The organism is Streptomyces canus 299MFChir4.1, assembly GCF_000383615.1.
Classification (GTDB): Bacteria; Actinomycetota; Actinomycetes; order Streptomycetales; family Streptomycetaceae; genus Streptomyces; species Streptomyces canus_C.
Genome location: NZ_KB911586.1, coordinates 33,761 through 58,582, shown reverse-complemented (window position 1 = coordinate 58,582; position 24,822 = coordinate 33,761). Strand labels below are relative to the sequence as shown.

Here is a 24,822-nt window from a genome sequence, read left to right as displayed (position 1 = left end):
CCCAATGATTCTTTGCCCGCGGCCGAACCCTTGTCCCGCGGTTTACCCGTTAGTAGCGTTCGCGCTGTACTGAAGGTACTTCGGGTAACAACAGCATGGCTCGAAAGTGGGTGGGGCCCGGTGATACGCAGGCCGGTGGCGTGGGTCGTGGCGGTCGTTCTCTTCGCCGAGGCCTTCGGTGTGGCGATGCTCAACTGGATCATGGGCAATCTCGTCGACGCGCAGAACATGTCGCTGGCCGGTCTTGACCCGGACGCGATGTCGATGTCCTCGAAGATCGGCGGGGTCGTCTTCGGTCTCTACTTCGCGCTGTGCGCGTTGGTCGCCCTGCTGGTGGCGATACGCGACCGACAGCCCGCCGGGCTGGGCCGCGTCCTGCTGATCAGCGCCGCCGTGGTGCACGGAGTGCTGGGTGCGGTCGCCTGGGCCCTGATCGGCTGGCACCAGTTCCTCTTCATGGTCGTGATGCTCGCCCTGATCGTGCTCGTACTGGTGACCTACGACGGACGACGAGGCCCGGTCGCTGCGGGGCCGCAGGACGCGAAGGGCCCGGACGTCCCCGAGGAGACCGGCGGTTCGCCGCTCACACCTCCGGCGGCGCCCACCACTCCGTGATGCAGACGCCCGGACTGGTCGGGAGTGCGGGTTGAGGTCGGTCGCATCCGGGTCCTGAGCGCGGTGGCCGAGGGTGCTGGGGAGTCGGTGGCTCGCCGCTCATGCCTCCGTCGGCCGCCACGGCTCCGTGACGCTGATGTGCGGGTCGGCCGGCAGGTGGCGCGCCACCGACTCCCTGGGAGGGCGACGGTTCCCCGCTCGCGCCTCCGTCGGCGGCCGCAACTCCCTGGTGTGGATGCCCGGGCTGGGGACGCTGAGGTCGGTCACGTCCGGGCCGTGAACGTGGTGTCCGAGGGTGCCGCGTAGTCGGGGGTCCGGGGGAGTGGGTGGCTCGTCGCTCATGCCTCCGTCGGCGGTCACGGTTCTGTGAGGCAGCCGCCCTGACCGGTCGGCTGTCGACGCGGGAGGGCGGGTTGGGGTCGGTCGTGTCCGCGTGTTGCGAGCGGTGCCCGAGGGAGCCGGTGAGTTGGAGGCCCCGGGGAGTGGGTGGTTCGCCGCTCATGCCTCCGTCGGCGGTCACGGTTCTGTGAGGCAGCCGTCCTGACCGGTCGGCTGTCGACGCGGGAGGGCGGGTTGGGGTCGGTCGTGTCCGCGTGTTGCGAGCGGTGCCCGAGGGAGCCGGTGAGTTGGAGGCGCCGGGGAGTGGGTGGTTCGCCGCTCAGGCCTCCGCCGGCGCCCACAGCTCCGTGATGCCGATGTGCAGGTTGGCCAGCAGGCGGCGCAGGAGGGGCAGGCTGAGGCCGATCACGTTGCCGTGGTCGCCGTCGATGCCCTCGATGAAGGGGGCCGAACGGCCGTCCAGGGTGAACGCCCCCGCGACGTAGAGGGGTTCGCCGGAGGCGACGTACGCGGCGATCTCGTCGTCGGTCGGCTCGCCGAAGCGGACGACGGTGGAGGCGACCGCCGAGACGTACCGGCCGCTCGTCGTGTCGTAGACGCAGTGGCCGGTCTGCAGGGTGCCCGCGCGCCCGCGCATGGCCTTCCAGCGGGCCGTCGCCTCCTCGGCGTCGGCCGGTTTGCCCAGGGCCTCGCCGTCCAGGTCGAGCACCGAGTCGCAGCCGATCACCAGCGCACCCTTGACCTCGGGCTTCGCGGCCACGACGGAGGCCTTCGCCTCGGCGAGGGCGAGCGCCAGTTCGGCGGGGGTGGGGGCGGTGACGGCGTCCTCGTCGACCCCGCTCACGAGCACCTCGGGAGTGAGGCCGGCCTGTCGCAGCAGGCCCAGCCGGGCGGGGGACTGGGAGGCGAGCACGAGTCGGCGGCGCGGCTGATCGGTCATGCGGTCAGCGTAGTCCGATCAGCGCAGCCCGATCACGATCATCGCGAGCACCATGGCCAGCGCCAGGAAGATGCTCAGTCGCCGAAGCATGTCCTGCATGTCGCGCAGTTCCTTCGGCGGTTCGTTGTCAGGGTCGGACCACAGCATGGTTTCCAGCGTGCGGCGATTTCGCGGGGGGCGCCTGAGTACGCGTACTCAACTTCACTTAACGGTACTGTGGTTCCATTAGCAGTCCGTGAGAGGGGTACGTGTCGTGTTCACCACCGCTTGGTCCGCCTCGCCTCAGCTCCCCGCCGAAGGCTTCACCCCCAACTGGTCCCGCGAGGGCTTCTGGCGGCAGTCCGTGCGCCAGGTCGTCCGGCTCTCGGCGGGAGGGGAGCGGGTGCGGATCCGGCTGTCCCACGCCTGCGGCACCTCGCCGGTCCGCCTCGCGGGTGCGACCGTCGGCCGTACGACCGCGGGGGCGGCCGTGGAGCCGGGATCTCTGCGCAGGCTCACGCTCCCGCCCGAGATCCCCGCCCGGGGACCCCTGGTGAGCGAGCCGGTCGAACTCACCGTGGCGGCCGGGGAGTCGGTGACGGTCACCCTGTACTTCGACGCGGCGACCGGGCCCGCGACCTTCCACGCGCAGGCCTTCACCGCCGGCTACCGGGGAGAGGGGGATCTGCTCGGTGACACGGGCGGGGACGGGTTCGACGCGGTGAGCGAGTCCTGGTACTTCCTGGCCGCCGTCGAGACGGACGCGGGACGTACGGACGGGATCGCGCTGTTCGGGGACTCCGTCACGGACGGGTTCGGGTCCACCGTGGGGGCGGACCGGCGGTGGTCGGACGCGCTGGCCCGGCTCACCGGCCGGCCCGTGCTCAACGCCGGGATCGGGGGGAACCTGCTGCTCAACGACTCGGCGTGGTACGGGGAGAAGGGGGTGGGCCGGTTCCGGCGGGATGTGCTGGGCCTGGCCGGCGTGGACACGGTCGTCGTGCTGCTGGGGCTCAACGACATCGGCTTCAGCGAGACCGGCGAACAGCCGACGTACAAGCCCGCCCCGGTGGTGGAGGCGGCCGAACTCATCGCCGGACACCGGGAGTTGATACGGCAGGCGCGGGGGCTGCGGGTGATCGGGTGCACCTTGCTGCCGTTCGGCGGCTCGGACCACTGGGGTGAGCACGCGGCGAAGGTCTCGCACGAGGTGAACGAGTGGGTGCGCTGCTCCGGCGAGTACGACGCGGTGGTGGACTTCGCGCGGGAGCTGGCCGGTCCGCGGGATCCGGACCGGCTGCACCCGTCGTACGACTTCGGCGATCACCTGCACCCGAACGATCTCGGGTACGAGGTGATGGCCGAGGCGCTGTCAGCCGTCCTCTAGGCCGGCCAGTACGTGCGGGACCAGGCCGTCGGCCCCGGCTGGGGCAGGCGGCGGCCCGCGATGCGGGACGGGTCGGACCACGCGGCCCTGGTCTCCTCCGCGCCGGACGGCGTGTTCGTCGCCGCCGCGGCGCGGGCCCGGACCACCGCCAGGGCGGCGGCAAGCTCCTCCGGGGTGGGGTTTCCGCGTACGACCTTGATGTTCATGACGGCTCCCGGCAGGGCTAGAGGGGGATGTTGCCGTGCTTCTTCGGAGGCAGGGACTCGCGCTTGGTGCGCAGCTGGCGCAGGCCCCTGACCACGTGGCGGCGGGTGTCGGACGGCATGATCACGGAGTCGATGTAACCGCGCTCGGCCGCGATGTAGGGGTTGAGGAGGGCGTCCTCGTACTCCTGGATCAGCCGCGCCCGGGTCGCCTCCAGGTCTCCGGCGGCCTCGGCCTCCGCGATCGTGCGGCGGTGCAGGATGTTGACCGCGCCCTGGGCGCCCATGACGGCGATCTGGGCGGTGGGCCAGGCCAGGTTGATGTCCGCGCCGAGGTGCTTGGAGCCCATGACGTCGTAGGCGCCGCCGAAGGCCTTGCGGGTGATCACCGTGATCAGGGGGACCGTGGCCTCGGCGTAGGCGTAGATGAGCTTGGCGCCGCGGCGGATGATGCCGTCGTGCTCCTGGTCGACGCCCGGGAGGAAGCCGGGGACGTCCACGAAGGTGATGACCGGGATGTTGAAGGCGTCGCAGGTGCGGACGAAGCGGGCCGCCTTCTCGGACGCGGTGATGTCGAGGCAGCCGGCGAACTGCATCGGCTGGTTGGCGACGATGCCGACCGGGTGGCCCTCGACCCGTCCGTACCCGGTGAGGATGTTCGGCGCGTACAGCGGCTGCGTCTCGAAGAACTCGGCGTCGTCCAGGATGTGCTCGATCACCGTGTGCATGTCGTAGGGCTGGTTCGCGCTGTCCGGGACCAGCGTGTCCAGCTCGCGGTCCTCGTCGGTGATCGCGAGGTCCGCCTCCTCCGGGTAGACCGGCGGCTCGGACAGGTTGTTGGAGGGCAGGTACGACAGCAGCTGCTTGACGTACTCGACGGCGTCCTTCTCGTCCCCGGCCATGTGGTGGGCCACGCCGGACACCGCGTTGTGGGTGCGGGCGCCGCCCAGCTCCTCGAAGCCGACGTCCTCGCCGGTGACCGTCTTGATGACGTCGGGCCCGGTGATGAACATGTGGGAGGTCTGGTCGACCATCACCGTGAAGTCGGTGATCGCCGGGGAGTACACGGCGCCGCCCGCGCAGGGCCCCACGACCAGGCTGATCTGCGGGATGACACCGCTCGCGTGGGTGTTGCGGCGGAAGATCTCGCCGTAGGCGCCCAGCGAGGCCACACCCTCCTGGATGCGGGCGCCGCCGGAGTCGTTGATGCCGATGACCGGACAGCCGGTCTTCAGCGCGAAGTCCATCACCTTGACGATCTTCTGGCCGTAGACCTCGCCCAGCGCGCCGCCGAACACGGTGAAGTCCTGGGAGAACACGGCGACCGGGCGGCCGTCGACGGTGCCGTACCCGGTGACGACTCCGTCGCCGTACGGACGGTTCTTCTCCAGGCCGAAGTTGGTGGAGCGGTGCCGGGCGAACTCGTCCAGCTCGACGAAGGAGCCCTCGTCGAGGAGGAGTTCGATGCGCTCGCGGGCCGTCAGCTTGCCCTTGGCGTGCTGTTTCTCGACGGCGCGTGCGGAGCCGGCGTGCGTCGCCTCGTCAATACGACGCTGGAGATCCGCGAGCTTGCCCGCGGTGGTGTGGATGTCGATCTCTTCCGGCTCGGACATCGGTCTCGCGGCTCCCTGCCTGCTCAAAAGGGGGGACGGTTACTCATCCGTAGAGTAGTGGTGCCCCTACGAATCAGCAGTGCGGCGTTTCACACACCTAGGGTGGCTTGCATGACGCCGCGAGATGTTTCAGGAGACGACAGTCGTTGGTCGGATCTCGACCGGCCGCCCCTCAACGCCGCCGCGCTGCGCCGCGGGCTGGTGCGGGAGGGCGGGCTCTGGTCGGGGATCGAGGTGGTGGCCGGCACCGGCTCCACCAACTCCGACCTGGTCGCCCGCGCCGCCGCGGGCAAGGCGACCGAGGGCGCGGTCCTCGTCGCCGAGGAGCAGACTGCGGGGCGGGGCCGACTGGACCGCCAGTGGTCCGCTCCGGCCCGCTCCGGCCTCTTCTTCTCGGTCCTGCTGAACCCGGCCGACGTCCCGGTCGCCCGCTGGGGCTGGCTGCCGCTGCTCACGGGGGTGGCGGTGGCGACGGGCCTGTCGCGGGCGGCGGGTGTCGACACGGCCCTGAAGTGGCCCAACGACCTCCTGGTGACCGTGGGCGGCGAGGAACGCAAGGCGGGCGGAATCCTCGCGGAGCGGGCCGGCGGGGACGGTGTCGTCGTGGGCGTCGGCATCAACGTCACGCTGCGGGAGGACGAGCTGCCCGTCCCCACCGCGGGTTCGCTGGCGCTGGCCGGGGCGGTGAGCACCGACCGGGACCCCCTGCTGCGGGCCGTCCTGCGCTCCCTGGAGGAGTGGTACGAGCGCTGGCGCGCGGCGGCGGGGGATCCGACGGTGAGCGGACTCCAGGAGACGTATGCGGCTGGGTGCGCGACGCTGGGAAGACGCGTACGGGCGGAGCTGCCGGGAGATCGTTCGCTGGTGGGCGAGGCGGTGGCCGTCGACGGCGACGGCCGCTTGGTGATCGCGACGGAGGAGGGCGTACAGGAACCGGTGGGCGCGGGAGACATCGTCCACCTGCGACCGGCGTGAGCTGTAGCCCCTCAGGGGCGCGGGGCGTGACATCGGCGGCTCCGCAGCGGGGTGCGACCGGCCCCCTCCTCCGGGAGTGAGCTACCGCACACCTGCCGTACAGTTGAGGCCGGTCGATACCTGACCGTGACAGATCGGAAGGGCAGCAGGCGTGACCGCAGACGACACGGGCTCCGGCGCGGACGTGCCCGCGCACCCGCTCGCCGTGCGTCTCGAACAGCTCATCCTCGGTGCCGAGCGGCGCTACACCCCCTTTCAGGCGGCCCGCACCGCCGGCGTCTCCATGGAGCTGGCCACCCGCTTCTGGCGGGCGATGGGCTTCGCCGACGTCGGCCAGGCCAAGGCGTTCACCGAGGCGGACGTCCTCGCGCTGCGCCGGCTCGCCGGTCTCGTCGAGGCGGGGCTGCTGAGCGAGGCCATGGCCGTGCAGGTGGCGCGGTCCACCGGGCAGACCACCGCCCGGCTCGCCGAGTGGCAGATCGACTCCTTCCTGGAGGGCCTGACCGACCCCCCGGAGCCGGGCATGACCCGCACCGAGGTGACGTACCCGATCATCGAGCTGCTCCTGCCCGAGCTGGAGGAGTTCCTGGTCTACGTCTGGCGCCGCCAGCTCTCGGCCTCGGCGGGGCGGGTCGTGCAGGCCGCCGACGACGAGGAGATGGTCGACCGGCGGCTGTGCGTCGGCTTCGCCGACCTCGTCGGGTTCACCCGGCTGACCCGCCGTATGGAGGAGGAGGAGCTCGGCGAACTCGTCGAGGCCTTCGAGACCACCGCCGCGGATCTCGTGGCGGCGCGGGGCGGGCGGCTCATCAAGACCCTCGGCGACGAGGTCCTGTTCGCGGCCGACGACGCGGCCGTCGCCGCCGAGATCGCGCTGCGCCTGATCGAGACCATGGCGAACGACGAGACCATGCCCGAGCTGCGCGTCGGCATCGCCTTCGGCACGGTGACCACCCGTATGGGTGATGTCTTCGGTACGACGGTGAACCTCGCCTCCCGGCTGACCTCGATAGCTCCCCGGGACGCCGTCCTCGTCGACAGCGCCTTCGCCGAGGAGCTGATCCGGCACGGCGAGGCGCCCGCCTCCGAGGCCGAGGCCGCTGAGGCCGCGGCCGCCGCAGAGAAGGAGGGCGAGGAGCCGCCGACCTACCGCTTCGCGCTCCAGCCGATGTGGCAGCGGCCGGTGCGTGGTCTCGGCGTCGTCGAGCCCTGGCTGCTGACCCGCAGGGACGTGCCCCCTTCCTAGGCCCCCTGCCGCACGCACAGACCGATGACCGGCACGCACAGGCCCGGCGCGGGCTGTGCCGAGTGCGTGGGCCGGGGCGTGGGTGTCGAGGCCGGCGGGGGAGTGGTCCGGGCCGGTTGCGGGGCGGGGGTCGTCGCCGGGGCGTGGGGCGCGGCGGTCGCCGTGGGGGCCGGCGCCTCGGCCTGGTCGTTCGGTGCGTCCGGGATCGTCGTGGGAGCCGCCGCGAGGGGCAGGGGCACGGCGGTCGCGGACCCTGCTTGGGGCCGGGCCCGGTCCTGGGCCGGGGCCGGAGAGGTGCCCGGTGTGGGGGGCGCGGAGATCCCGCCCATCGCCGCGGGCGACGACGGGCTCGTCCTGGGGAGTGAACCGACGGTCGCGGCGGCGTTCGTCGCGCGGTCCGTGCCGGTGCCGGGGTCGATGTCCGTGTCCGCTCCTGGGGCGGCCTGCGGGTCCGTCTCCGTCGCGCCGAAGCCGCCCACTCCCGCGTCCGGGGTCAGCCGTACGAGGCTCAGGGCGCCCGCGGCCAGGGCGAGGCCGCCCGCGGCGAGCAGGACCTTGCGGGGGCGGGGCTTGCGGTGGCGTCCGCGCGGTCCGAACAGGCGGGTACCGCCGTCCTCCGCCAGCCCTGTCGTCGTCATCGTCGCCGTCATGCTTCCTCCCCTGGGTGCCTGCGCCCCCTGTGCGCCATGGCGGGGCGCACGTTATGCGCTGCCGTGAGCGGTGGGTGGGGAGTTGGGCGGGATGTCACTCGAACGGGGTGTCGGGTGACTTGGGCGGGAACCTTTCGCGGTGGGGACCGGGCTGCGATGATCAGAGCGTTCTTGTTAACCCACGTTAACCGGGAGGGTGTCATGGGCGAGGAGCGGTTCGGGGAGTTCGTGCTGGTGAGGCGGCACGAGGAGGGGGAAGTCGCCGAGTTGGTCCTCGACCGGCCCAAGGCGATGAACGCGGTCTCCACGGAGATGGCTCGGTCCGTCGCCGCCGCCTGTTCCGCGCTGGGGGGTGATGGGACGGTACGGGTTGTCGTGCTGACCTCCACGCATGAGCGGGCCTTCTGTGTGGGGGCCGATCTGAAGGAGCGGAACTCCTTCAGTGACGCGGATCTGCTGCGGCAGCGGCCGGTGTCCCGGGGGGCGTACACGGGGGTGCTGGAGCTGCCCGTGCCCACCATCGCCGCGGTGCACGGGTTCGCGCTGGGCGGGGGATTCGAGATGGCGCTGTCGTGCGACCTGATCGTGGCCGACCGTACGGCGGTGGTGGGGTTGCCCGAGGTGTCGGTGGGGGTGATCCCCGGGGGCGGGGGGACGCAGTTGCTGCCGCGGCGGGTGGGGGCGGCCCGGGCCGCGGAGCTGATCTTCACGGCGCGGCGGGTGGAGGCGGAGGAGGCGCATCGGCTGGGGCTGGTGGATCAGCTGGTGGAGGCTGGGGAGGACCGGGCGGAGGCGCTTTCGCTGGCGGCTCGTATCGCCGCGAACTCGCCGGTGGGGCTGCGGGCGGCGAAGCGTGCGCTGCGGCTCGGGCAGGGGCTGGATCTGCGGGCCGGGCTGGAGGTGGAGGACGCGGCGTGGCGGGCGGTGGCGTTCTCGGGGGATCGGGCGGAGGGGGTGGCGGCGTTCAACGAGCGGCGGGTGGCTCGGTGGCCTGGGCAGTGACGGTTGCCTCCGGCGGTTGGGCGGTGTCTTGTGTGGGTTCGGGTTCGGGTTCGGGTTGGAGTGCGGGTTCGGTGGGGGCGGGCGTTTTTGCGCAGTTCCCCGCGCCCCTGGTGCCTGCGGCGCAGCTGCGGGTCCGGTGGGGGCTTGTGTAGCGCGTGCGGTGTGGTTTGGGGTCGGGGCCGGGGTGGGGGGTATCCGTCCTCGGTCCGGCGGCTCGGTCCCTTGAGTAGGGCTCTGTAATGGACGCCGGCCGCTGCGGGCGGACACCCCCCACCCCGTCCCCTTGCCGCCGTACGCGTCTAAAGGTGCGTCCACCTGTCCCACCTAGGGGCGCGGGGAACTGCGCGACCAGCCCGCACCGGCCAAACAACCGAACCCGGCACCCCCATAGGCGCCCCCGCCCAAGCCCAGCGCAGCTGGCCGCGTGCTCGAACGGCTCAACCGTACCCCGGTAACCGCTCAAATCATCCCTAACCTGGACTGATGGGTGAGGACATCCGGCTGGCCGCGGTCGTCGCGTTGGCTCAGGGCATGGCCGCGGCGCACGGCTCGCGGGAGGCGTGGCGGGCCGCCGCCGCTGGGGCGTGCCGTGCGCTCGGGGGGAGTTTCGCCGCGTTGTCCGTGTGGGAGCGGGAGCTCGGGCGGCTCAGGGTGCTGGTGAACGTGGGGGAGCGGGCCGCCGGTGAGGAGGAGTTCCCCGAGGGGGAGGCCTATCCGGTGCACCAGTTCCCGGAGATCACCGAGTTTCTGCACGAGCGGTGGGCCGGGGGCGGTGAGCCCAACGCGTGGGTCGAGACGGCGGAGGGTCCGGCGGCCGGGGGGCGGCCCGGGTATGTGCACCAGCGGGTCGCCGCGCTCCGCAGGAGGGGGCGGGGGAGCTGTGTCGTCGCCCCGATCGTGCTGAACGGGCGGGCGTGGGGCGAGCTGTATGTGGCCCGGCCCACCGGTGCCCCCGTCTTCGGGCGGGAGGACGCCGACTTCGCCACCGTCCTGGCCGCCGTCGTCGCCGCCGGGATCGCCCAGGCGGAGCGGCTGGAGGAGGCTAGGCGCCTGGCGTTCACGGACGCGCTGACCGGGCTCGCCAATCGCCGTGCCGTCGACGCGCGGCTCGACGAGGCCGTCGACCGGCACAAGAGGGACGGGGTCGTCGTCAGCCTCGTGGTGTGTGACCTGAACGGGTTGAAGCGGGTCAACGACACCCGTGGGCATGCCGTGGGCGACCGGCTGCTGGAGCGTTTCGGGTCGGTGCTGTCGTTGTGCGGGGCCATGCTGCCAGGGGCTCTGGCCGCCCGGCTCGGCGGGGACGAGTTCTGTCTGCTCGCCGTCGGGCCGTCCGCCGACGACGTCGTCAGGGCCGCCGACGAGCTCTGCCGGCGGGCCGGTGAGCTGGAGCTGGGGGAGGGGGTGGCGTGCGGGGTCGCCTCCACCGCGGACCCCATCGGGCCCGTCCGGTCCGCCCGGCGGCTCTTCCGGCTCGCCGATGCCGCGCAGTACCGGGCCAAGGCCGAGCGGGCTGAACGTCCCGTCGTCGCGGGGCGGGGTGGGCCCGACGATCCCGTCGTACGGCTGGCCGACGCGGCTCCGCCGGGGCAGACGGGTGAGCGGCGGACGTTCCGGGGGCGGCAGCCCTAGGGGCCGTATTTGTAAGGGGCGTAGCCCCTACCCAGTAGTGACATCATGGAATTCAGTGCGTACGCTCCTGAATATGGATATGCACACTGTGGTGGTGGGGACGTCCGGGGTCACCGCGTCCGACGTCCTTGCCGTGGCGCGGGACGGTGCCCGTATCGAGCTGTCCGGGGAGGCCGTCGCCGCTCTCGCCGCGGCCCGCGGGATCGTGGACGCCCTCGCGGCCAGGCCCGAGCCCGTCTACGGCGTCAGCACCGGCTTCGGCGCCCTCGCGACCCGGCACATCAGCCCGGAACTCCGGGCCCAGTTGCAGCGCAACATCGTCCGCTCGCACGCCGCGGGAATGGGGCCGCGGGTCGAGCGGGAGGTCGTACGGGCGCTGATGTTCCTGCGGCTGAAGACCGTCTGCTCGGGGCGGACGGGCGTGCGGCCCGAGGTCGCGCAGACCATGGCCGACGTGCTCAACGCCGGGATCACGCCGGTCGTGCACGAGTACGGGTCGCTCGGCTGCTCCGGTGATCTCGCGCCGCTCTCGCACTGTGCCCTCACCCTGATGGGGGAGGGGGACGCCGAAGGGCCGGACGGGGCCGTGCGGCCGGCCGGTGAGCTGCTCGCCGAGCACGGGATCGCCCCCGTCGAACTGCGGGAGAAGGAAGGGCTCGCCCTTCTCAACGGCACCGACGGCATGCTCGGCATGCTCGTCATGGCGCTCGCCGATCTGGACATGCTCTACAAGTCCGCCGACATCACTGCCGCGTTGAGCCTTGAGGCGCTGCTCGGTACCGACAAGGTGCTCGCGCCCGAGCTGCACGCCATCCGGCCGCATCCGGGGCAGGGCGCCTCGGCCGCCAACATGCTGGCCGTGCTGGAGGGTTCGGAGCTCACAGGGCACCATCAGGACGACGCGCCCCGTGTTCAGGACGCCTACTCCGTGCGCTGCGCCCCGCAGGTCGCCGGGGCCGGGCGGGACACCATGGCCCATGCCCGGCTGGTGGCGGAAAGGGAGTTGGCGTCGGCCGTCGACAACCCCGTTGTGCTGCCTGACGGTCGGGTGGAGTCCAACGGCAACTTCCATGGGGCGCCGGTGGCCTATGTGCTCGACTTCCTCGCCATCGCCGTCGCAGATCTGGCCTCGATCGCCGAGCGGCGCACCGACCGGCTGCTCGACAAGAACCGGTCCCACGGACTGCCGCCGTTCCTCGCCGACGACGCCGGTGTGGACTCCGGGCTGATGATCGCCCAGTACACGCAGGCCGCGCTGGTCAGTGAGCTGAAGCGGCTGGCCGTGCCCGCGTCCGCGGACTCGATCCCCTCGTCCGCGATGCAGGAGGACCACGTCTCGATGGGCTGGTCGGCCGCGCGCAAGCTGCGCACCGCCGTCGACAACCTGACCCGGGTCCTCGCCGTCGAGCTCTACGCCGCCTCGCGCGCCGTCGAGTTGCGCGAGGGCCTGAGCCCCGCGCCGGCGACCCAGGCCGCCATCACCGCCGTACGCAAGGCGGGTGTCGAGGGTCCCGGTCCCGACCGGTTCCTGGCGCCGGACCTCGCCGCGGCCGACGCGTTCGTGCGCGAGGGGCGGCTGGTCGAGGCGGTGGAGACGGTCACCGGGCCGTTGCGGTAAAGGGGGACGGGCCCCGCCGTACGACGACGGCGGGGCTCCGAGCGTTACTTGAGCTTGCCCACCTGGGCGTCGATCACGGCGAGCGGGACGGCTGACGTCCTGCCGCTCTCCATCGAGGCGAAGTCGACCGCGTAGTACGTGGAGACGACGGTGCCGACGCGCACCGCCTCCACGGTGAAGGTTCCCGTGCCCTCGCCGTCCATGTCGGCGTCCAGGGCGAAGGCCACCGAGTCGTCACCCTTGCCGGAGGCCTTGCCCGGGGCGACCTTGGTGATCCTCATCTTCTCGCCCTGGGCCGTGATGCCGAACCCGCCGGAGCAGGGGGCGATCCCGTCGGAGACGGCCTTGAGGGCCTTCGCTGCGCCGTCGCCCTCGTAGGAGGACAGGCCCACGCTGGTCATGGTGACGTTGAACGAGTTCCCGACGCGCTCCTCCGATGTGACGGTGTTGCTCGCGCCCGTGTCGGTGTCGCCCGGGGGCAGGCCGGTCAGGGCGTAGGCGAGCGGGGCGCACTCGGCCTTGTCCGTCCGCAGCTCGCTCCGGGACTTCGGCAGGGTGTCGTCGCCGTCGGAGATCTTGTCCCTGGGCAGGTCGCTCTGGACGAGCAGCAGCTTCTCCAGCTCGGCCGCGCCGAGCGCCTTCGCGGCGGCCGTGCTCGGCGAGGCGGACGCCTCCGACGGCCGGGGGCTCCCGGATGCCTTCGAGTCGTCGTCCGAGCCGCCGCCGCATCCCGTGATGAGCGCGAGCGACAGCACGCCCATGGTCGCCGTGACACCTGTGCGCACCGTCGATGATCCCTTCATGCGCGGACTATGAAGGCCGCGTCAAGAGCACGTCAAGCCCGTTTAAAATCCCAGCCGTTCCCGTCGTACCGAATAGACGACGAAGCCCGCACCCAGCGTGAGGAAGAGGGTGCCGCCGACGACGTACGGCGTGGTGTCGAAGCTGCCGGTGTCGGCGAGCCGGGTGTCGTCCGTGGACGTCTCCGCGCTCGTGGTCGTGACCCGCGCCTGCGTGGTGGCCTGCACGGACGGCTCTGTTCTCGCCGGGCTGTCCTGAGTCGCGTTGGCGGACGGGACGAACCACAGGGCACCCAGCAGGGTCCCCGCGGCGGTGGCGGTCAGCAACGGACGGCGAACGGATGACACGGAATATCGATCCCCTTGTGGTGCTGGCGAATTGGCCGTGTGGGGCGATGTTAGTGAAAGGCGCGGGTCACGGGAAAGTCACGGGAGCGATGGGCTTTACGCTCCGGGCATGAGCACTGAAGAGACATCACGTTTTGTACGGCTTCGGGTGGAGCTCGTCGTCGAGGTCGACGACCAGGACGCCGTCGCCCGGGCCGCGCTGGCGCGGATCGCGGAGGATCCGGACATGCCGGAGGATGAGCGGACGCATGCCGAGAGCGCTGTGACGGAAGACACTGCGGAGGCCCTCGCGTATCTCGTGGACCCGTTCGACCTGGTCGGGGAGGTGTCGGGGGTCGAACTGGCCCAGGCTTCCTGGAGCAGCGAGCACATCGACTACGACCCGGATTCGCCGGACTGGGACCTTGACGAGGATGATGTCGAGGAGGACGAGGAAGAAGAGGTCGTCGGCTGAGCGCGCTCGGGGAAATCGTGACCCCGGGTGGCAACCGCCGCCCGGGGTTTCGTCGTCTCAGGGGTCGCACGGACCGACAGACGCACCTTCCGCCACGGCGGACGTGGTGTGCCCCACACCTTCCGGGAAGGTGGAACGGGACGAACCGGTCGTAGCGTTTAGTCCTTGACGGGGACTCTCGGGATTCTGGGATTCGGCAACGATGGAGATGCGTGTGATGACGGTCAGTAAGCGGCGCAGGGGCCTGACGGTCGCGTCCGCTCTGCTCGGCGGGGTGCTGGTGCTCTCGGCCTGTTCCGGTGGCGACGACTCGTCGTCGGGCGGCAGCGGTGGCGACACCTCACAGGCCAAGGCCGACGAGGCGGCGGCCAAGAAGAGCTCCCAGGCCGAGATCAAGATCACACCCAAGGACGGCACGGACAACGCCTCCATCAACAACTCCGCCGCCGTCACCGTGAGCAAGGGCACGCTCACCGGCGTGACGATGACGACCACCGACGGCGCGAAGGTGGCCGGCGAGCTGTCCGCCGACAAGACCAGCTGGAAGCCCAACACCCAGCTGGAGCGCTCCACGACCTACAAGGTCGCCGCGGAGGCCAAGGACTCCGACGGGCTCGTCGCCCACGAGAACGCCTCGTTCACGACGGTCTCCCCGGCCAACAGCTTCATAGGCAACTTCACGCCCGAGGACGGCTCGACCGTAGGCGTGGGCATGCCGGTGTCGATCAACTTCAACAAGGAGATCACCAACAAGGCGGCCGTGCAGAAGGGCATCACGGTCTCCTCCAGCAGCGGCCAGGAGGTCGTCTGCCACTGGTTCTCCACCGTCCGCATGGACTGCCGTCCCGACCAGTACTGGAAGGAGAACTCCACCGTCACGCTGAAGCTCGCGCTCGACGGTGTCGAGGGCGCCTCCGGTGTCTACGGCGTCCAGCAGAAGACGGTCACGTTCAAGATCGGCCGCAACCAGGTCTCGTACGTCGACGCCAAGACCAAGCAGATGAAGATCACGCACAACGGCGCGGTCATCAAGACCATCCCGATCTCCGCCGGTTCCCCGGAGAACAAGACGTACGAAGGCATCATGGTGATGTCCGAGAAGTTCAAGGAGACGCGCATGAACGGCGCGACCGTGGGCTTCACCGACGACGACGGCAAGGGCGAGTACGACATCAAGGACGTACCGCACGCCATCCGGCTCACCAACTCCGGCACCTTCGTGCACGGCAACTACTGGGGCGCCAAGTCCCTCTTCGGCAACGTCAACACCAGCCACGGCTGCGTGGGCATGTCCGACACCAAGGGCGCCAACGACACCGGCTCGGCCGGCTACTGGTTCTACACCAACTCCATCGTCGGTGACGTGGTGGTCGTGAAGAACACCGGCGACAAGACGGTGGCCCCGGACAACGGCCTCAACGGGTGGAACCTGAGCTGGGCGGACTGGAAGGCGGGGTCGGCGGTCTGACGGCCACTTCGACCTGAGCACAGGAGAGGCGGTCGCCCTGAGGGGCGGCCGCCCCTCGGCTTGTTCAGGACTTCCGTTTCACCCGGGCCGCCACACGCGCCACCCGGCTCTTCACGGGCGCGGCGCCCGGGGGCGGGGGCGGGGGCGGAGGCCTGCGTGGGGGCCGGCCGGCGTCCTCGTCCGGCACGCGACCAGGTGACCTGACGTTGTCCAGAAGGGCCCGTCCGCGCCGGTCGACGGCCTGCATCACGGTCTCCTGGAGCACGCCGAAGGCCGCGGCCCACATGAGTATCTGGGTGAACGTGTCGAGTGCGGTGAGCCCGGGGAAGAAACGGCCGCTGAGGAACATGATGCCGACGACAGCGGTCAACGCGCCCACGGGCAGTCGCAGGAGCAGCAGGCTCGTGGCCACGAGTGGGGGCCGGCGGTGCCCCGTACCTTGCGCAGCGCGACCGCTCCGGCGAGGGCGGCGCCGAGCATTCCCATGAACTCGATAAGCCATACACCTTCCCGGTTCGCCTTGTTCTTGCCGAACGGGCAGATGGTCGGTTCCTTGCTGAGGACGTCAGGATTCTCGGGGAAGCAGAAGTTGGTCCCGATGGCGATCAGGGCCATCATGACGGTCGCCGCGCAGACGATGTGCATGAAGCTCCGCACCTTGGCCCGCTCCGCCTCTTCGGCCTGCTAGGCCGCGTGCAGGGTGCTGACGAGCAACTGACGGTCGGGTGCTCCGATCCGCGCGTCCTGGTAAGCGAACACCGTCTCCAACTGCCGAAGTCGCAGGTCCTGCGGATCGAGGTGCAGACGTGCCTGCACGAGCACGGTGAGCCCTCTCCAGCGCAGATCGGCCTGCGGAACGATGCGCAGGATCGCCACCTCGGCCTCGTGCGTGTTCGCCAGCGCGCCGTCGGCGTTCCCGCCCGCGAAGCGCCGGAAGGGCCGAGCCGGCCACCGCTCCTTCCCTCGCAGCGCTGCCCTCGCCGCTTGCAGGTGCCTCTCCGCGTTTTCGGCGAGTAAGAGATCGCCGGGAGTCCGGTCGGCGACCTCATACTTCAGCTCGGTGATCTGCCCTTGCAGGTCGCCACGTGGGCGGACAGTCGTTTGGAGAGCGGTGATGGATCACCTCTCCCTCATTGAAGCTCCGCCCGGCGTTCTCGCTCGTCGGAGCCGGGCCCGCGTGACACCTTGACAGGTGTGTGAGGGCTCGCCCCTGGCTCCCGGACAGCCTTCTCATGCAGCTCTTATTCGGGGCTTATGGAGTCATCACGCGCCGTACCTAGCTTGCGGCCATGTTCTTCACCTACCTGAGGCGCGAACTGCGCCGCCGCAGAAAGGCGGCCCTCGTCGTCGCCTCCGGGCTCGCGCTGGGGATCGCGCTGGTCATCGTGGTCAGTTCCGTGTCGTCCGGCATGGGAAAGGCCCAGGACAAGGTCCTCCAGTCGCTCTACGGACTGGGCACCGACATGACGGTCACCAAGGCCGCCCAGCCGCAGGCCAGTTCCTCGGACCGGCCGCGCTTCCGGTTCGACGCGCAGGACAACGGGTCCGACGCGGAGCAGAGCAGCGACCGCGTGCTGGTGCAGGGGTTCCAGACCCTGTCCGCCGCCACGGTCACCAAGGTCGGCCGGCAGACCGGCGTCTCGGACGCGGTCGGCGGGCTGAGCCTCCAGGTCATCAAGATCAACGGCCAGTTCACGCGCGGCCAGTTCCAGCAGAACGGCAACGGGGGCGGTGAAGGCGGCTTCGGCGGGAACGGCGGCGGTACCGGCCAGCCCCAGGGTGAAGTGCGGGGTGGCGGCGCCAACTTCGACGTCAACAACTACTCCGTCTTCGGCACCGACGTCACCAAGGCGGCCCTCGGACCGCTGACCTCCTCCAAGATCACCAGCGGCCGTACGTTCACGTCGACCGAGACGGACGCCAAGGTCGCCGTCGTCGACTCCGCGTACGCCAAGGAGAAGAAGCTCAAGGTCGGTTCCACCGTCACCATCAAGAGCGTCAAGTTCAAGGTGATCGGCGTCGCCACCGCGGACAGCGGGGACGCGGCCGCCAACATCTACGTCCCGCTCACCCAGGCGCAGACCCTCAGCGACTCGAAGAACAAGGTCACCACGATCTACGTCAAGGCGACCGACTCCCAGAAGATCGACTCCGTCAAGTCGGCGATCCAGAAGAACATCTCGGGTACGACGGTGACGACCTCGGCGGATCTCGCGGACACGGTGTCGGGGTCGCTGTCGACGGCCTCGTCCCTCGCGACGAATGTCGGCAAGTGGCTGTCGATCGCGGTGCTGGTGGCCGCGTTCCTGGTGGCCGGACTGCTGACTTCTTCCGCTGTCTCGCGCCGGGTACGGGAGTTCGGCACGCTCAAGGCGCTGGGCTGGAAGTCGGGGCGGGTGACCCGGCAGGTCGTCGGCGAGGCGATGGTCAACGGGCTGCTCGGCGGGGCGCTGGGAATCGCGCTCGGTCTCGCGGGGGCGTACGTCGTGACGGCCATCAGCCCCACCCTGCAGGCGCAGTTGGGCGGCGGCGGTGGTGGTGCGGGCGGTCCCGGCGGTGGGGGCTTCGGGGGCCCCGGCCGGCAGGTGGCCGCCAAGACCCTGGACGTGGCCCTGACGGCCCCGGTGAGTCTGACGACGGTCTCGATCGCGGTGGGTCTGGCGGTCGCGGGCGGGCTCATCGCGGGAGCGTTCGGCGGCTGGCGCGCGTCGCGACTGCGACCGGCGGACGCGTTGCGCCGAGTCGAGTAGCGGGCGTCGGCTGTGGCCTCCGGCCGGCCGGGGGAGGGTGCCGCACGCCGCCGCCGGGCGGGGTCGCCGCGCCCACCCGAGCCGTCCCGAGCGCGCGGCTTCCCACAGCTACGGGCGGGGGATGCCTGCCTGCCCCTGCCGCCGGGTGGGCGCTGTCCCGGCGAGGCCGCGGACTGTTCGTGGTGGCGCGTGGCGGGTGGAAGGCCTGTTGTGGCGGGACGGCTGCCTGCGGTTACGCGGGTTCTGCCGTACCGGGGTCGCGGACTGTTCGTGGTGGCGCGTGGCGGGTGGAACGCCTGCTGCGGCGGGACGGCTGTTCGCTGCCACGCGGGTTCTACCGCACCACAGCCCCACGCCGCCGGTCCCGCGTACGAGCGACGTGACCGCACCCACCCAGGGGCGCGGGGAACTGCGCGACCAGCCCCCACCGACCCGCGGTCGACAACGACCCGCACCACCCCGAACCCGCACCACCCCGAACCCGCACCCACCACCCCGAACCCCACCACCCCAGGAGCTCACCATGTACGAACTCAGAAGCGTCACCAAGCGCTACTCCCGAGGCAAGGACACCGTCGACGCGCTCGCCGGTGTGGACCTCACCATCGCCGACGGGGACCGTCTCGTCATCCAGGGCCCCACCGGCGGCGGCAAGTCCACCCTCCTCCAGATGCTCGGCGCACTGGACAAGCCCACGGAGGGCGAAGTCGTCCTGGACGGCACCGACTTGGCCAAGCTGTCGGAGGCCAGGCTGACCAGGGTCCGCAGTGAGAACATCGGCTTCGTCTTCCAGTCCTTCAACCTCATCCCCACCCTCACCGCCCAGGAGAACGTCGAGACCGCCCTCGTACCTCTCGGCGTGAAGGCGAAGGAGCGGCGGGAGCGGGCGGCCGAGGCCCTCACCTCCGTCGGGCTCGGGGAGCGGTTGAGGCATCTGCCCTCCGAGTTGTCCGGCGGGCAGCAGCAGCGCGTCGCCATCGCCCGGGCCCTCGTCAAGGAGCCGAAGGTGCTCCTCGCCGACGAACCCACCGGCAACCTCGACGAGTCGATGCGCGACGAGATCATGGACGTACTCGAACGCATGTGGAAGGAGCTGGGGTTGACCTTCATCATGGTCACCCACGACTCCGCGATCGCGAAGAAGGCCCCCCGCCTCGCCACGATCCGCAAGGGCAGGATCACGGTGAAGGAGAACGCCGCCTCCTGAACGAGTGAATGCGAGCAGCCGCAACTCCCCCTGAATCCCGCAGTCTTGTAACAGACATTGCTGTGGGGGAGCTGTCTATTGAGGTCGTGATCACCCCTCGGCATACTGCGAGAGCCGGGGGGCGCACGTATACGCGTGCGACTGTCCCCCCGCCCGGGTGAACGGGGAATTCACCTGGTCCTTCTGCAAGGGGGAAACTTGCGCAGACAAGTGAAAAAGGCATGCGCGGCCACGATCGCCACGGCGGCCGCGGTAGCGCTCGCGGCGGGCATGACCAGCCCGGCGTCGGCGGATGCGCAGCAGACCGCGAGTGTCTCGCAGTCGAACAAGGCACAGCTCACGCCCAAGCACCGCATCACTCTGATCACCGGTGACCGCGTCGTCGTGGACGCCAAGGGCCGCGTTGTCGGCCTGGAGCCCGCGAAGGGCCGAGAGCACATACCGGTGCAGCTCCGCAAGGCCGACGGCCACACCTATGTGCTGCCGTCCGACGTCGTCCGCCTGGTGTCGAGCGGCAAGCTCGACCAGCGGCTGTTCGACGTCACCGAGCTCAACAAGGCCGCCACCCGCAAGTCCCAGAGCAAGGGACTGAAGGTGATCGTCGGCTACAAGGGCGCGGCGAGCGCGGCCAAGGACGACGTCCGGGACGCGGGCACGCTCCGCCACTCCCTGTCCTCCTTGAACGCCGACGCGGTGCAGACGCCGAAGGAGGACGCGCCCGAGTTGTGGGACGCGGTCACCAACGGCGACAAGACCGCCTCCGGCATCGCGCACGTCTGGCTCGACGGCGTCCGCAAGGCCAGCCTCGACAAGTCCGTGCCGCAGATCGGCGCGCCGACCGCCTGGGCCAAGGGCTACGACGGCAAGGGCGTCAAGATCGCCGTTCTTGACACCGGTATCGACGCGACCCACCCGGACCTCAAGGACCAGGTGATCGCGGCGAAGAACTTCTCCACCTCCGCCGACGCGACCGACAAGTTCGGCCACGGCACCCACGTCGCCTCCATCGCGGCCGGTACCGGCGCGAAGTCCGGCGGCAAGTACAAGGGCGTGGCCCCCGGCGCCAAGCTGCTCAACGGCAAGGTGCTCAGCGACGACGGCTACGGCGACGACTCGCAGATCCTGGCCGGCATGGAGTGGGCCGCCGAGCAGGGTGCCAACGTCGTCAACCTGAGCCTGGGCGGCGGCGACACCCCGGAGATCGACCCGCTGGAAGCCGAGGTCAACAAGCTCTCGGAGACCAAGGGCATCCTGTTCGCCATCGCCGCAGGCAACGAGGGCGGCTTCGGCGAGCAGACCATCGGCTCCCCCGGCAGCGCCGCCTCCGCCCTGACCGTCGGCGCGGTCGACGACAAGGACAAGCTGGCCTCCTTCTCCAGCACCGGCCCCGGCCTCGACGGGCAGATCAAGCCCGACGTGACCGCGCCGGGTGTGGACATCACCGCGGCGGCCGCTCCCGGCAGCCTCATCGACAAGGAGGTCGGCGAGAAGCCCGCCGGCTACCTGACCATCTCCGGTACGTCGATGGCGACCCCGCATGTCGCGGGCGCGGCGGCGATCCTCAAGCAGGAGCACCCGGACTGGGGCTACGCCGAGCTGAAGGGCGCCCTCACGGGCTCCGCCAAGGGCGGCAAGTACACGCCGTTCCAGCAGGGTTCGGGCCGTATCCAGGTCGACAAGGCCATCACGCAGTCCGTGATCGCCGACCCGGTGTCGGTGAGCTTCGGCACGCAGCTGTGGCCGCACACCGACGACAAGCCGGTCACCAAGCAGGTGACGTACCGCAACCTCGGTACGAAGGACGTCACGCTGAAGCTGTCGTCGACGGCCACCAACCCGAAGGGGCAGGCCGCTCCGGCCGGCTTCTTCAAGCTGGGCGCCACCACGGTGACGGTCCCGGCGGGCGGCAAGGCCTCCGTCGACGTCATCGTCAACACCAAGCTGGGCGGCACGCTCGACGGCGCGTACTCCGCGTACGTGACGGCGACGGGCGGCGGCCAGACCGTCCGCACGGCGGCGGCGGTGCAGCGGGAGGTCGAGTCGTACGACGTCACGCTGAACGTCCTCGACCGTGACGGCAAGCCGGCCAAGACCTACAGCACCGACCTGTCCGGCATTTCCGGCCTCGCCAACGGCAAGTGGTTCTCGCCGTACGAGGAGGACGGCTCGGTCACCGTCCGCGTGCCCAAGGGCGGTTACATCCTCAACTCCGCGTACTTCGTGGACCCGGAGGACACCACCAAGGGCGCCGACTGGATGGTCCAGCCGAAGCTGAACGTCACGAAGAACACGACGATCACGCTGGACGCGCGCAAGGCCAAGCCGGTCGACATCACCGTGCCGGACGCGGCAGCCAAGTCGACGTTCGCCGCGCCCGGCTTCCAGGTCGACACGGCCGACGGCGGTTACGGCTACGGCTGGTTCCTCGACTCGTACGCGGGCTTCCGTACCGCGCACTTCGGCCCGCAGGTGACGGACGGTTCGCTCACCGAGCAGTTCGACGGCCACTGGAGCAAGGGCACCACCGAGCAGTACGACACCGTCGCCGGCAGCAAAGTCAAGCAGTTCGCCACCGGTTACACCAAGCACTACAAGGCGAGCGAACTGGCCACGGTCAAGGTCGCCATGGGCGCCGCGGCCAGCGGCAAGAAGGGCTCCGTCAACGCCGTGGGCTGGCTGCCCGGCTCCTTCTCCGGCTCCTCGACGGCGATCCCGCAGACCCTGCCGGGCACGCGCACCCTGCACCTGTCCACCACCAGCGGCGTCAAGTGGGGCATGGACTTCGAGCAGGACGGCGGTGTCGACCCCGACGGCTTCCCGATCGCCGACGCGTACTACACGCTCGGTGCCGCGCAGTCCTTCCAGGGCGGCAAGTCCTACGCGAAGACCTTCAACACCGCGGTCTTCGGCCCGCATCTCAACGCCGACTTCGGTCTGTACCGCGACGGCAACGAGATCCTCGGCTCCATCCCGCTGTTCGCGGACGGCAGTGGCCACGCCGGTTCCTCGGCGTTCACCTCGGTGACCACCACGCTGTACAAGAACGGCGTCAAGGTCGGCTCGAACGACGACCCGCTGTTCGGCGAGAAGACCTTCAAGGTTCCGGCCGGCCAGGCCAACTACAAGCTGACGACCTCGGTCAAGCGCAGTGTCAAGGTCGCGGCGGCCTCCACCCGGATCGACGCCAGCTGGACGTTCTCGTCGAAGAAGACGACCGACTTCACCAAGCTGCCCGCCTCCATGGTCCGCTTCAACGCGGCCACGGGTCTGGACAGCAGGGTCGAGGCCGGTAAGACGGTCAAGATCCCGTTGACCGTCGAGGGCTCCGCGAAGGGCTCCAACCTGAAGTCCCTCGCGGTGTACGTGTCGTACGACTACGGCCAGACCTGGAAGAAGGTCACGGTCTCGGGCGGCAAGATCACCGTGAAGAACCCGGCGAAGGGGAAGGCCATCTCCTTCCACGCCAAGATCGCCGACAAGAAGGGCAACAAGTCGACGATCTCGATCTACAACGCGTACTACGGGAAGTGACCTGTAGGAAGCGGTAGTCGCAGGGCCCGCCGGAAGCACACCGCTTCCGGCGGTCCTTTCGTTTGCGTCAGCCGGCCGTCCAGGGCCGCGTTCTCCGGATTGCGTACCGCCCGGATGCGGGTGACCCGGTCGTCCTCCATTTCGAGGGCGAGGACCGCTTCGACCGTGTCGTCCACCTGGACCACCAGCCCCGGTCGCCCGCCCGCGCCCGGCTCGGCTTCGTCAGAGCCTCCGACTGAGCCGACAGCGAACTCCGGGGTGGAGGGGGAGCTTCCGGCGGAGGTCCGTGTTTGTGTGAGGGCATGACCACAGAAACCGTCGAGTACATCCGCTACCGCATCCCGGAAGACCGCTCGGCGGAGTTCCTGTCCGCCTACACCCACGCCTCGGTCCAGTTGGCGGCGGCCCCGCAGTGCGTCGACTTCGAACTGGCGCGGTGCGAGGAGGACTTCGAGCACTTCGTCCTGCGCATCACCTGGACCTCCACCGAGGACCATCTGGAGGGCTTCCGCGAGTCCGAGCTGTTCCCGGACTTCCTCGCCGAGATCCGGCCGTACATCGAGAACATCGAGGAGATGCGCCACTACAAACCGACGACGGTCCGCGGCCGGGGCGCCGCCGTGCCCACCCTGTTCGCGTGGGCGGGCGGCGCGGAGGCCTTCGGCCGGCTGACCACGGTGTTCTACGAGAAGGTCCTGGCCGACGACCTCCTGGCCCCGGTCTTCGCGGGCCTGGCCCCCGAGCACGCCGAGCATGTCGCTCTGTGGCTCGCGGAGGTCTTCGGCGGCCCGACCGCCTACTCGGAGACCCAGGGCGGCCATGGCCACATGGTCGCCAAGCACCTGGGCCGCGACATCACCGAGCAGCAGCGCCGCCGCTGGGTGAACCTCATCCAGGACGCCGCCGACGAGGCCGGGCTGCCCACCGACGCGGAGTTCCGTTCGGCGTTCCTCGCCTACGTGGAGTGGGGCACCCGGCTCGCGGTCCACTTCTCGGGACCGGACGCCAAGCCGCCCGCGGAGCAGCCGGTGCCGCAGTGGAACTGGGGCGCGGCACCGCCGTACCAGGGCTGAGCGGGCGCCGGGTCAGGGGCGCGCGGACTCACCCGCGCGGGTGGCGTCCGCGCCCCAGCTCGCCAGCAGCCGCAGGGCGTCCGCGGACGGCGAGCCCGGCTCCGCGTGGTAGGTGATCAGGACCTGCTCGGTGCCGTCGGACAGTGGGAACGACTCGTAGTGCAGGGTCAGTTCGCCGACCAGCGGATGACGCAGGTGCTTGGCGCCGTAGCCCTTCTCCTTGACGTCGTGCGTGGCCCACAGACGCCTGAACTCCTCGCTCTTCACCGAGAGCTCCCCGACGAGGGCGGACAGACGGGGGTCGTCGGGATGGCAGCCCGCGTCCATGCGGAGGTGGCTGACCACGTCACTGGCCTTCTGCTCCCACGGCACGAACAGGTCTTGGTACTCCGGCCGCAGGAAGATCAGCCGTGCCCAGTTCCGCTCCCGCGCCGGCAGCTCCGCCCAGTCCCCGAAGACCGCCGCCGCCATCCGGTTCCAGGCGACGATGTCCGACCGGCGCCCCGAGACGTACGCCGGGACCTCGATGGAGTCCAGCAGGTGCCTGATCGCCCCGCGTACCTGCTCGGTGCGCGCGGTGGTCTTCTTCTTGTGCTCCTTCGGCTTCGCCAGATGCGTCAGGTGCGCGTGCTCGGCGTCGGTGAGCCGCAGGGCACGGGCGATCGAGTCGAGGACCTCCGCCGAGACGTTCCGCCCGTTGCCCTGCTCCAGGCGCGTGTAGTACGCCACGGAGACGCCCGCCAGCTGGGCCAGCTCCTCGCGGCGCAGTCCCGGCACCCTGCGGTGCCGTCCGAAGTCCGGCAGCCCCACGTCCTCCGGCCTCAGCCGGGCCCGCCGGGTGCGCAGGAACTCGCTGAGCTCGGCACGCCGGTCCAGTGAGCCCCTTCTGGGCAGTCCCTCGGCCATCTCGTCCATACGTCAAGTATTCACGGTCGTACGCTCACCATCCTGTCCCCGTCAGTAGTAGGACCAGCGAACGTACGCCAAGCGGT

At 70.4% G+C, this 24,822-nt stretch carries 25 protein-coding genes; 13 read left to right on the top strand and 12 right to left on the bottom strand.

What is annotated here, in order from left to right; all coding sequences use genetic code 11:
* Positions 1-120: 120 nt before the first annotated feature.
* The gene (locus H293_RS0113925; protein WP_033415398.1) at positions 121-615 is read left to right on the top strand and encodes a hypothetical protein; all 495 of its coding nucleotides are present in this window, start codon (positions 121-123) and stop codon (positions 613-615) included.
* 658 nt (positions 616-1,273) lie between these two features.
* Here H293_RS0113925 and H293_RS0113920 read toward each other — a convergent pair.
* Both H293_RS0113920 and mmpB read right to left on the bottom strand, forming a co-directional pair.
* On the bottom strand, positions 1,274-1,894 hold the full coding sequence (locus tag H293_RS0113920) for a Maf family protein (protein ID WP_020118503.1): 621 nt from the start codon (positions 1,892-1,894) through the stop codon (positions 1,274-1,276).
* An 18-nt stretch (positions 1,895-1,912) separates the two neighbouring features.
* A complete protein-coding gene (mmpB, locus tag H293_RS60095; RefSeq protein ID WP_007384323.1) occupies positions 1,913-2,041 on the bottom strand; it encodes a morphogenic membrane protein MmpB in 129 nt (42 codons plus the stop codon).
* A gap of 106 nt (positions 2,042-2,147) precedes the next feature.
* Here mmpB and H293_RS0113910 point away from each other — a divergent pair, with 106 nt between their 5' ends.
* Positions 2,148-3,260 carry an SGNH/GDSL hydrolase family protein gene (locus H293_RS0113910; RefSeq protein ID WP_020118502.1) on the top strand — a complete coding sequence of 371 codons (1,113 nt, stop codon included), beginning with the start codon at positions 2,148-2,150 and terminating at the stop codon, positions 3,258-3,260.
* Here H293_RS0113910 and H293_RS0113905 read toward each other — a convergent pair.
* Positions 3,257-3,466: an acyl-CoA carboxylase epsilon subunit gene (locus H293_RS0113905; RefSeq protein WP_020118501.1), complete on the bottom strand. Its 210-nt coding sequence runs from the start codon at positions 3,464-3,466 to the stop codon at positions 3,257-3,259. The two genes, H293_RS0113910 and H293_RS0113905, sit on opposite strands and share 4 nt — an antisense overlap.
* 17 nt (positions 3,467-3,483) lie before the next feature.
* The gene (locus H293_RS0113900) at positions 3,484-5,076 is read right to left on the bottom strand and encodes an acyl-CoA carboxylase subunit beta (RefSeq protein ID WP_020118500.1); all 1,593 of its coding nucleotides are present in this window, start codon (positions 5,074-5,076) and stop codon (positions 3,484-3,486) included.
* Positions 5,077-5,187: 111 nt separating this feature from the next.
* On the opposite strand from H293_RS0113900, the gene H293_RS0113895 reads away from it, so the two are divergent.
* Both H293_RS0113895 and H293_RS0113890 read left to right on the top strand, forming a co-directional pair.
* Complete coding sequence (locus tag H293_RS0113895) at positions 5,188-6,051, top strand: biotin--[acetyl-CoA-carboxylase] ligase (RefSeq protein ID WP_020118499.1); 864 nt, start codon at positions 5,188-5,190, stop codon at positions 6,049-6,051.
* Between the two features lie 151 nt (positions 6,052-6,202).
* The gene (locus tag H293_RS0113890) at positions 6,203-7,297 is read left to right on the top strand and encodes an adenylate/guanylate cyclase domain-containing protein (RefSeq protein ID WP_020118498.1); all 1,095 of its coding nucleotides are present in this window, start codon (positions 6,203-6,205) and stop codon (positions 7,295-7,297) included.
* Here H293_RS0113890 and H293_RS52690 read toward each other — a convergent pair.
* Positions 7,294-7,947: a hypothetical protein gene (locus H293_RS52690; RefSeq protein ID WP_020118497.1), complete on the bottom strand. Its 654-nt coding sequence runs from the start codon at positions 7,945-7,947 to the stop codon at positions 7,294-7,296. The two genes, H293_RS0113890 and H293_RS52690, sit on opposite strands and share 4 nt — an antisense overlap.
* Positions 7,948-8,148: 201 nt before the next feature.
* Here H293_RS52690 and H293_RS0113880 point away from each other — a divergent pair, with 201 nt between their 5' ends.
* From H293_RS0113880 to hutH, 3 genes are all read left to right on the top strand, one after another.
* Positions 8,149-8,949, top strand: a complete 801-nt coding sequence (locus H293_RS0113880) for an enoyl-CoA hydratase/isomerase family protein (protein WP_028807830.1) — start codon at positions 8,149-8,151, stop codon at positions 8,947-8,949.
* Between the two features lie 483 nt (positions 8,950-9,432).
* Positions 9,433-10,581, top strand: a complete 1,149-nt coding sequence (locus H293_RS0113875; protein ID WP_020118495.1) for a GGDEF domain-containing protein — start codon at positions 9,433-9,435, stop codon at positions 10,579-10,581.
* A 79-nt stretch (positions 10,582-10,660) separates the two neighbouring features.
* Positions 10,661-12,199: a histidine ammonia-lyase gene (gene hutH, locus H293_RS0113870; RefSeq protein WP_020118494.1), complete on the top strand. Its 1,539-nt coding sequence runs from the start codon at positions 10,661-10,663 to the stop codon at positions 12,197-12,199.
* Between the two features lie 44 nt (positions 12,200-12,243).
* On the opposite strand, the gene H293_RS0113865 is transcribed toward hutH, so the two are convergent.
* Complete coding sequence (locus H293_RS0113865; protein ID WP_051138098.1) at positions 12,244-13,002, bottom strand: hypothetical protein; 759 nt, start codon at positions 13,000-13,002, stop codon at positions 12,244-12,246.
* 42 nt (positions 13,003-13,044) lie between these two features.
* On the bottom strand, positions 13,045-13,326 hold the full coding sequence (locus H293_RS0113860) for an LPXTG cell wall anchor domain-containing protein (RefSeq protein WP_007384334.1): 282 nt from the start codon (positions 13,324-13,326) through the stop codon (positions 13,045-13,047).
* Positions 13,327-13,456: 130 nt separating this feature from the next.
* Between H293_RS0113860 and H293_RS0113855 the strand changes: the two genes are divergently transcribed.
* Complete coding sequence (locus H293_RS0113855; protein WP_033415397.1) at positions 13,457-13,801, top strand: hypothetical protein; 345 nt, start codon at positions 13,457-13,459, stop codon at positions 13,799-13,801.
* Positions 13,802-14,003: 202 nt separating this feature from the next.
* Positions 14,004-15,269, top strand: coding sequence for a L,D-transpeptidase (locus tag H293_RS0113850; protein ID WP_020118491.1), 1,266 nt, complete (start codon positions 14,004-14,006; stop codon positions 15,267-15,269).
* A 64-nt stretch (positions 15,270-15,333) separates the two neighbouring features.
* Here the strand turns inward: H293_RS0113850 and H293_RS53745 are convergent, their stop codons facing one another.
* Genes H293_RS53745 through H293_RS53735 form a run of 3 tightly spaced genes read right to left on the bottom strand, consistent with a single transcriptional unit; the run spans position 15,334 to position 16,145 of the window.
* The gene (locus H293_RS53745) at positions 15,334-15,681 is read right to left on the bottom strand and encodes a hypothetical protein (RefSeq protein WP_020118490.1); all 348 of its coding nucleotides are present in this window, start codon (positions 15,679-15,681) and stop codon (positions 15,334-15,336) included.
* Positions 15,636-15,914 (bottom strand): hypothetical protein, encoded by a 279-nt coding sequence (locus H293_RS53740; protein WP_020118489.1) that lies wholly within the window; start codon positions 15,912-15,914, stop codon positions 15,636-15,638. The genes H293_RS53745 and H293_RS53740 overlap by 46 nt, the downstream gene beginning before the upstream one ends.
* A gap of 39 nt (positions 15,915-15,953) precedes the next feature.
* The gene (locus tag H293_RS53735; protein WP_020118488.1) at positions 15,954-16,145 is read right to left on the bottom strand and encodes a hypothetical protein; all 192 of its coding nucleotides are present in this window, start codon (positions 16,143-16,145) and stop codon (positions 15,954-15,956) included.
* A gap of 413 nt (positions 16,146-16,558) precedes the next feature.
* Between H293_RS53735 and H293_RS0113830 the strand changes: the two genes are divergently transcribed.
* The 3 genes from H293_RS0113830 (at position 16,559) to H293_RS0113820 (ending at position 22,757) form a co-directional block, all read left to right on the top strand.
* On the top strand, positions 16,559-18,019 hold the full coding sequence (locus H293_RS0113830; RefSeq protein WP_020118487.1) for an ABC transporter permease: 1,461 nt from the start codon (positions 16,559-16,561) through the stop codon (positions 18,017-18,019).
* A gap of 523 nt (positions 18,020-18,542) precedes the next feature.
* Positions 18,543-19,226, top strand: coding sequence for an ABC transporter ATP-binding protein (locus H293_RS0113825; protein ID WP_020118486.1), 684 nt, complete (start codon positions 18,543-18,545; stop codon positions 19,224-19,226).
* 210 nt (positions 19,227-19,436) lie between these two features.
* Complete coding sequence (locus tag H293_RS0113820) at positions 19,437-22,757, top strand: S8 family peptidase (RefSeq protein WP_020118485.1); 3,321 nt, start codon at positions 19,437-19,439, stop codon at positions 22,755-22,757.
* Here the strand turns inward: H293_RS0113820 and H293_RS58425 are convergent.
* Positions 22,745-22,933, bottom strand: a complete 189-nt coding sequence (locus H293_RS58425; RefSeq protein WP_158694416.1) for a hypothetical protein — start codon at positions 22,931-22,933, stop codon at positions 22,745-22,747. The two genes, H293_RS0113820 and H293_RS58425, sit on opposite strands and share 13 nt — an antisense overlap.
* Before the next feature lie 126 nt (positions 22,934-23,059).
* Between H293_RS58425 and H293_RS0113810 the strand changes: the two genes are divergently transcribed.
* Positions 23,060-23,830 carry a group II truncated hemoglobin gene (locus H293_RS0113810; RefSeq protein WP_020118483.1) on the top strand — a complete coding sequence of 257 codons (771 nt, stop codon included), beginning with the start codon at positions 23,060-23,062 and terminating at the stop codon, positions 23,828-23,830.
* A gap of 12 nt (positions 23,831-23,842) precedes the next feature.
* Here H293_RS0113810 and H293_RS0113805 read toward each other — a convergent pair whose 3' ends face one another.
* Entirely contained in the window at positions 23,843-24,745 is a 903-nt protein-coding gene (locus H293_RS0113805) for a helix-turn-helix domain-containing protein (RefSeq protein WP_020118482.1), read from the bottom strand.
* Positions 24,746-24,822 lie beyond the last annotated feature (77 nt).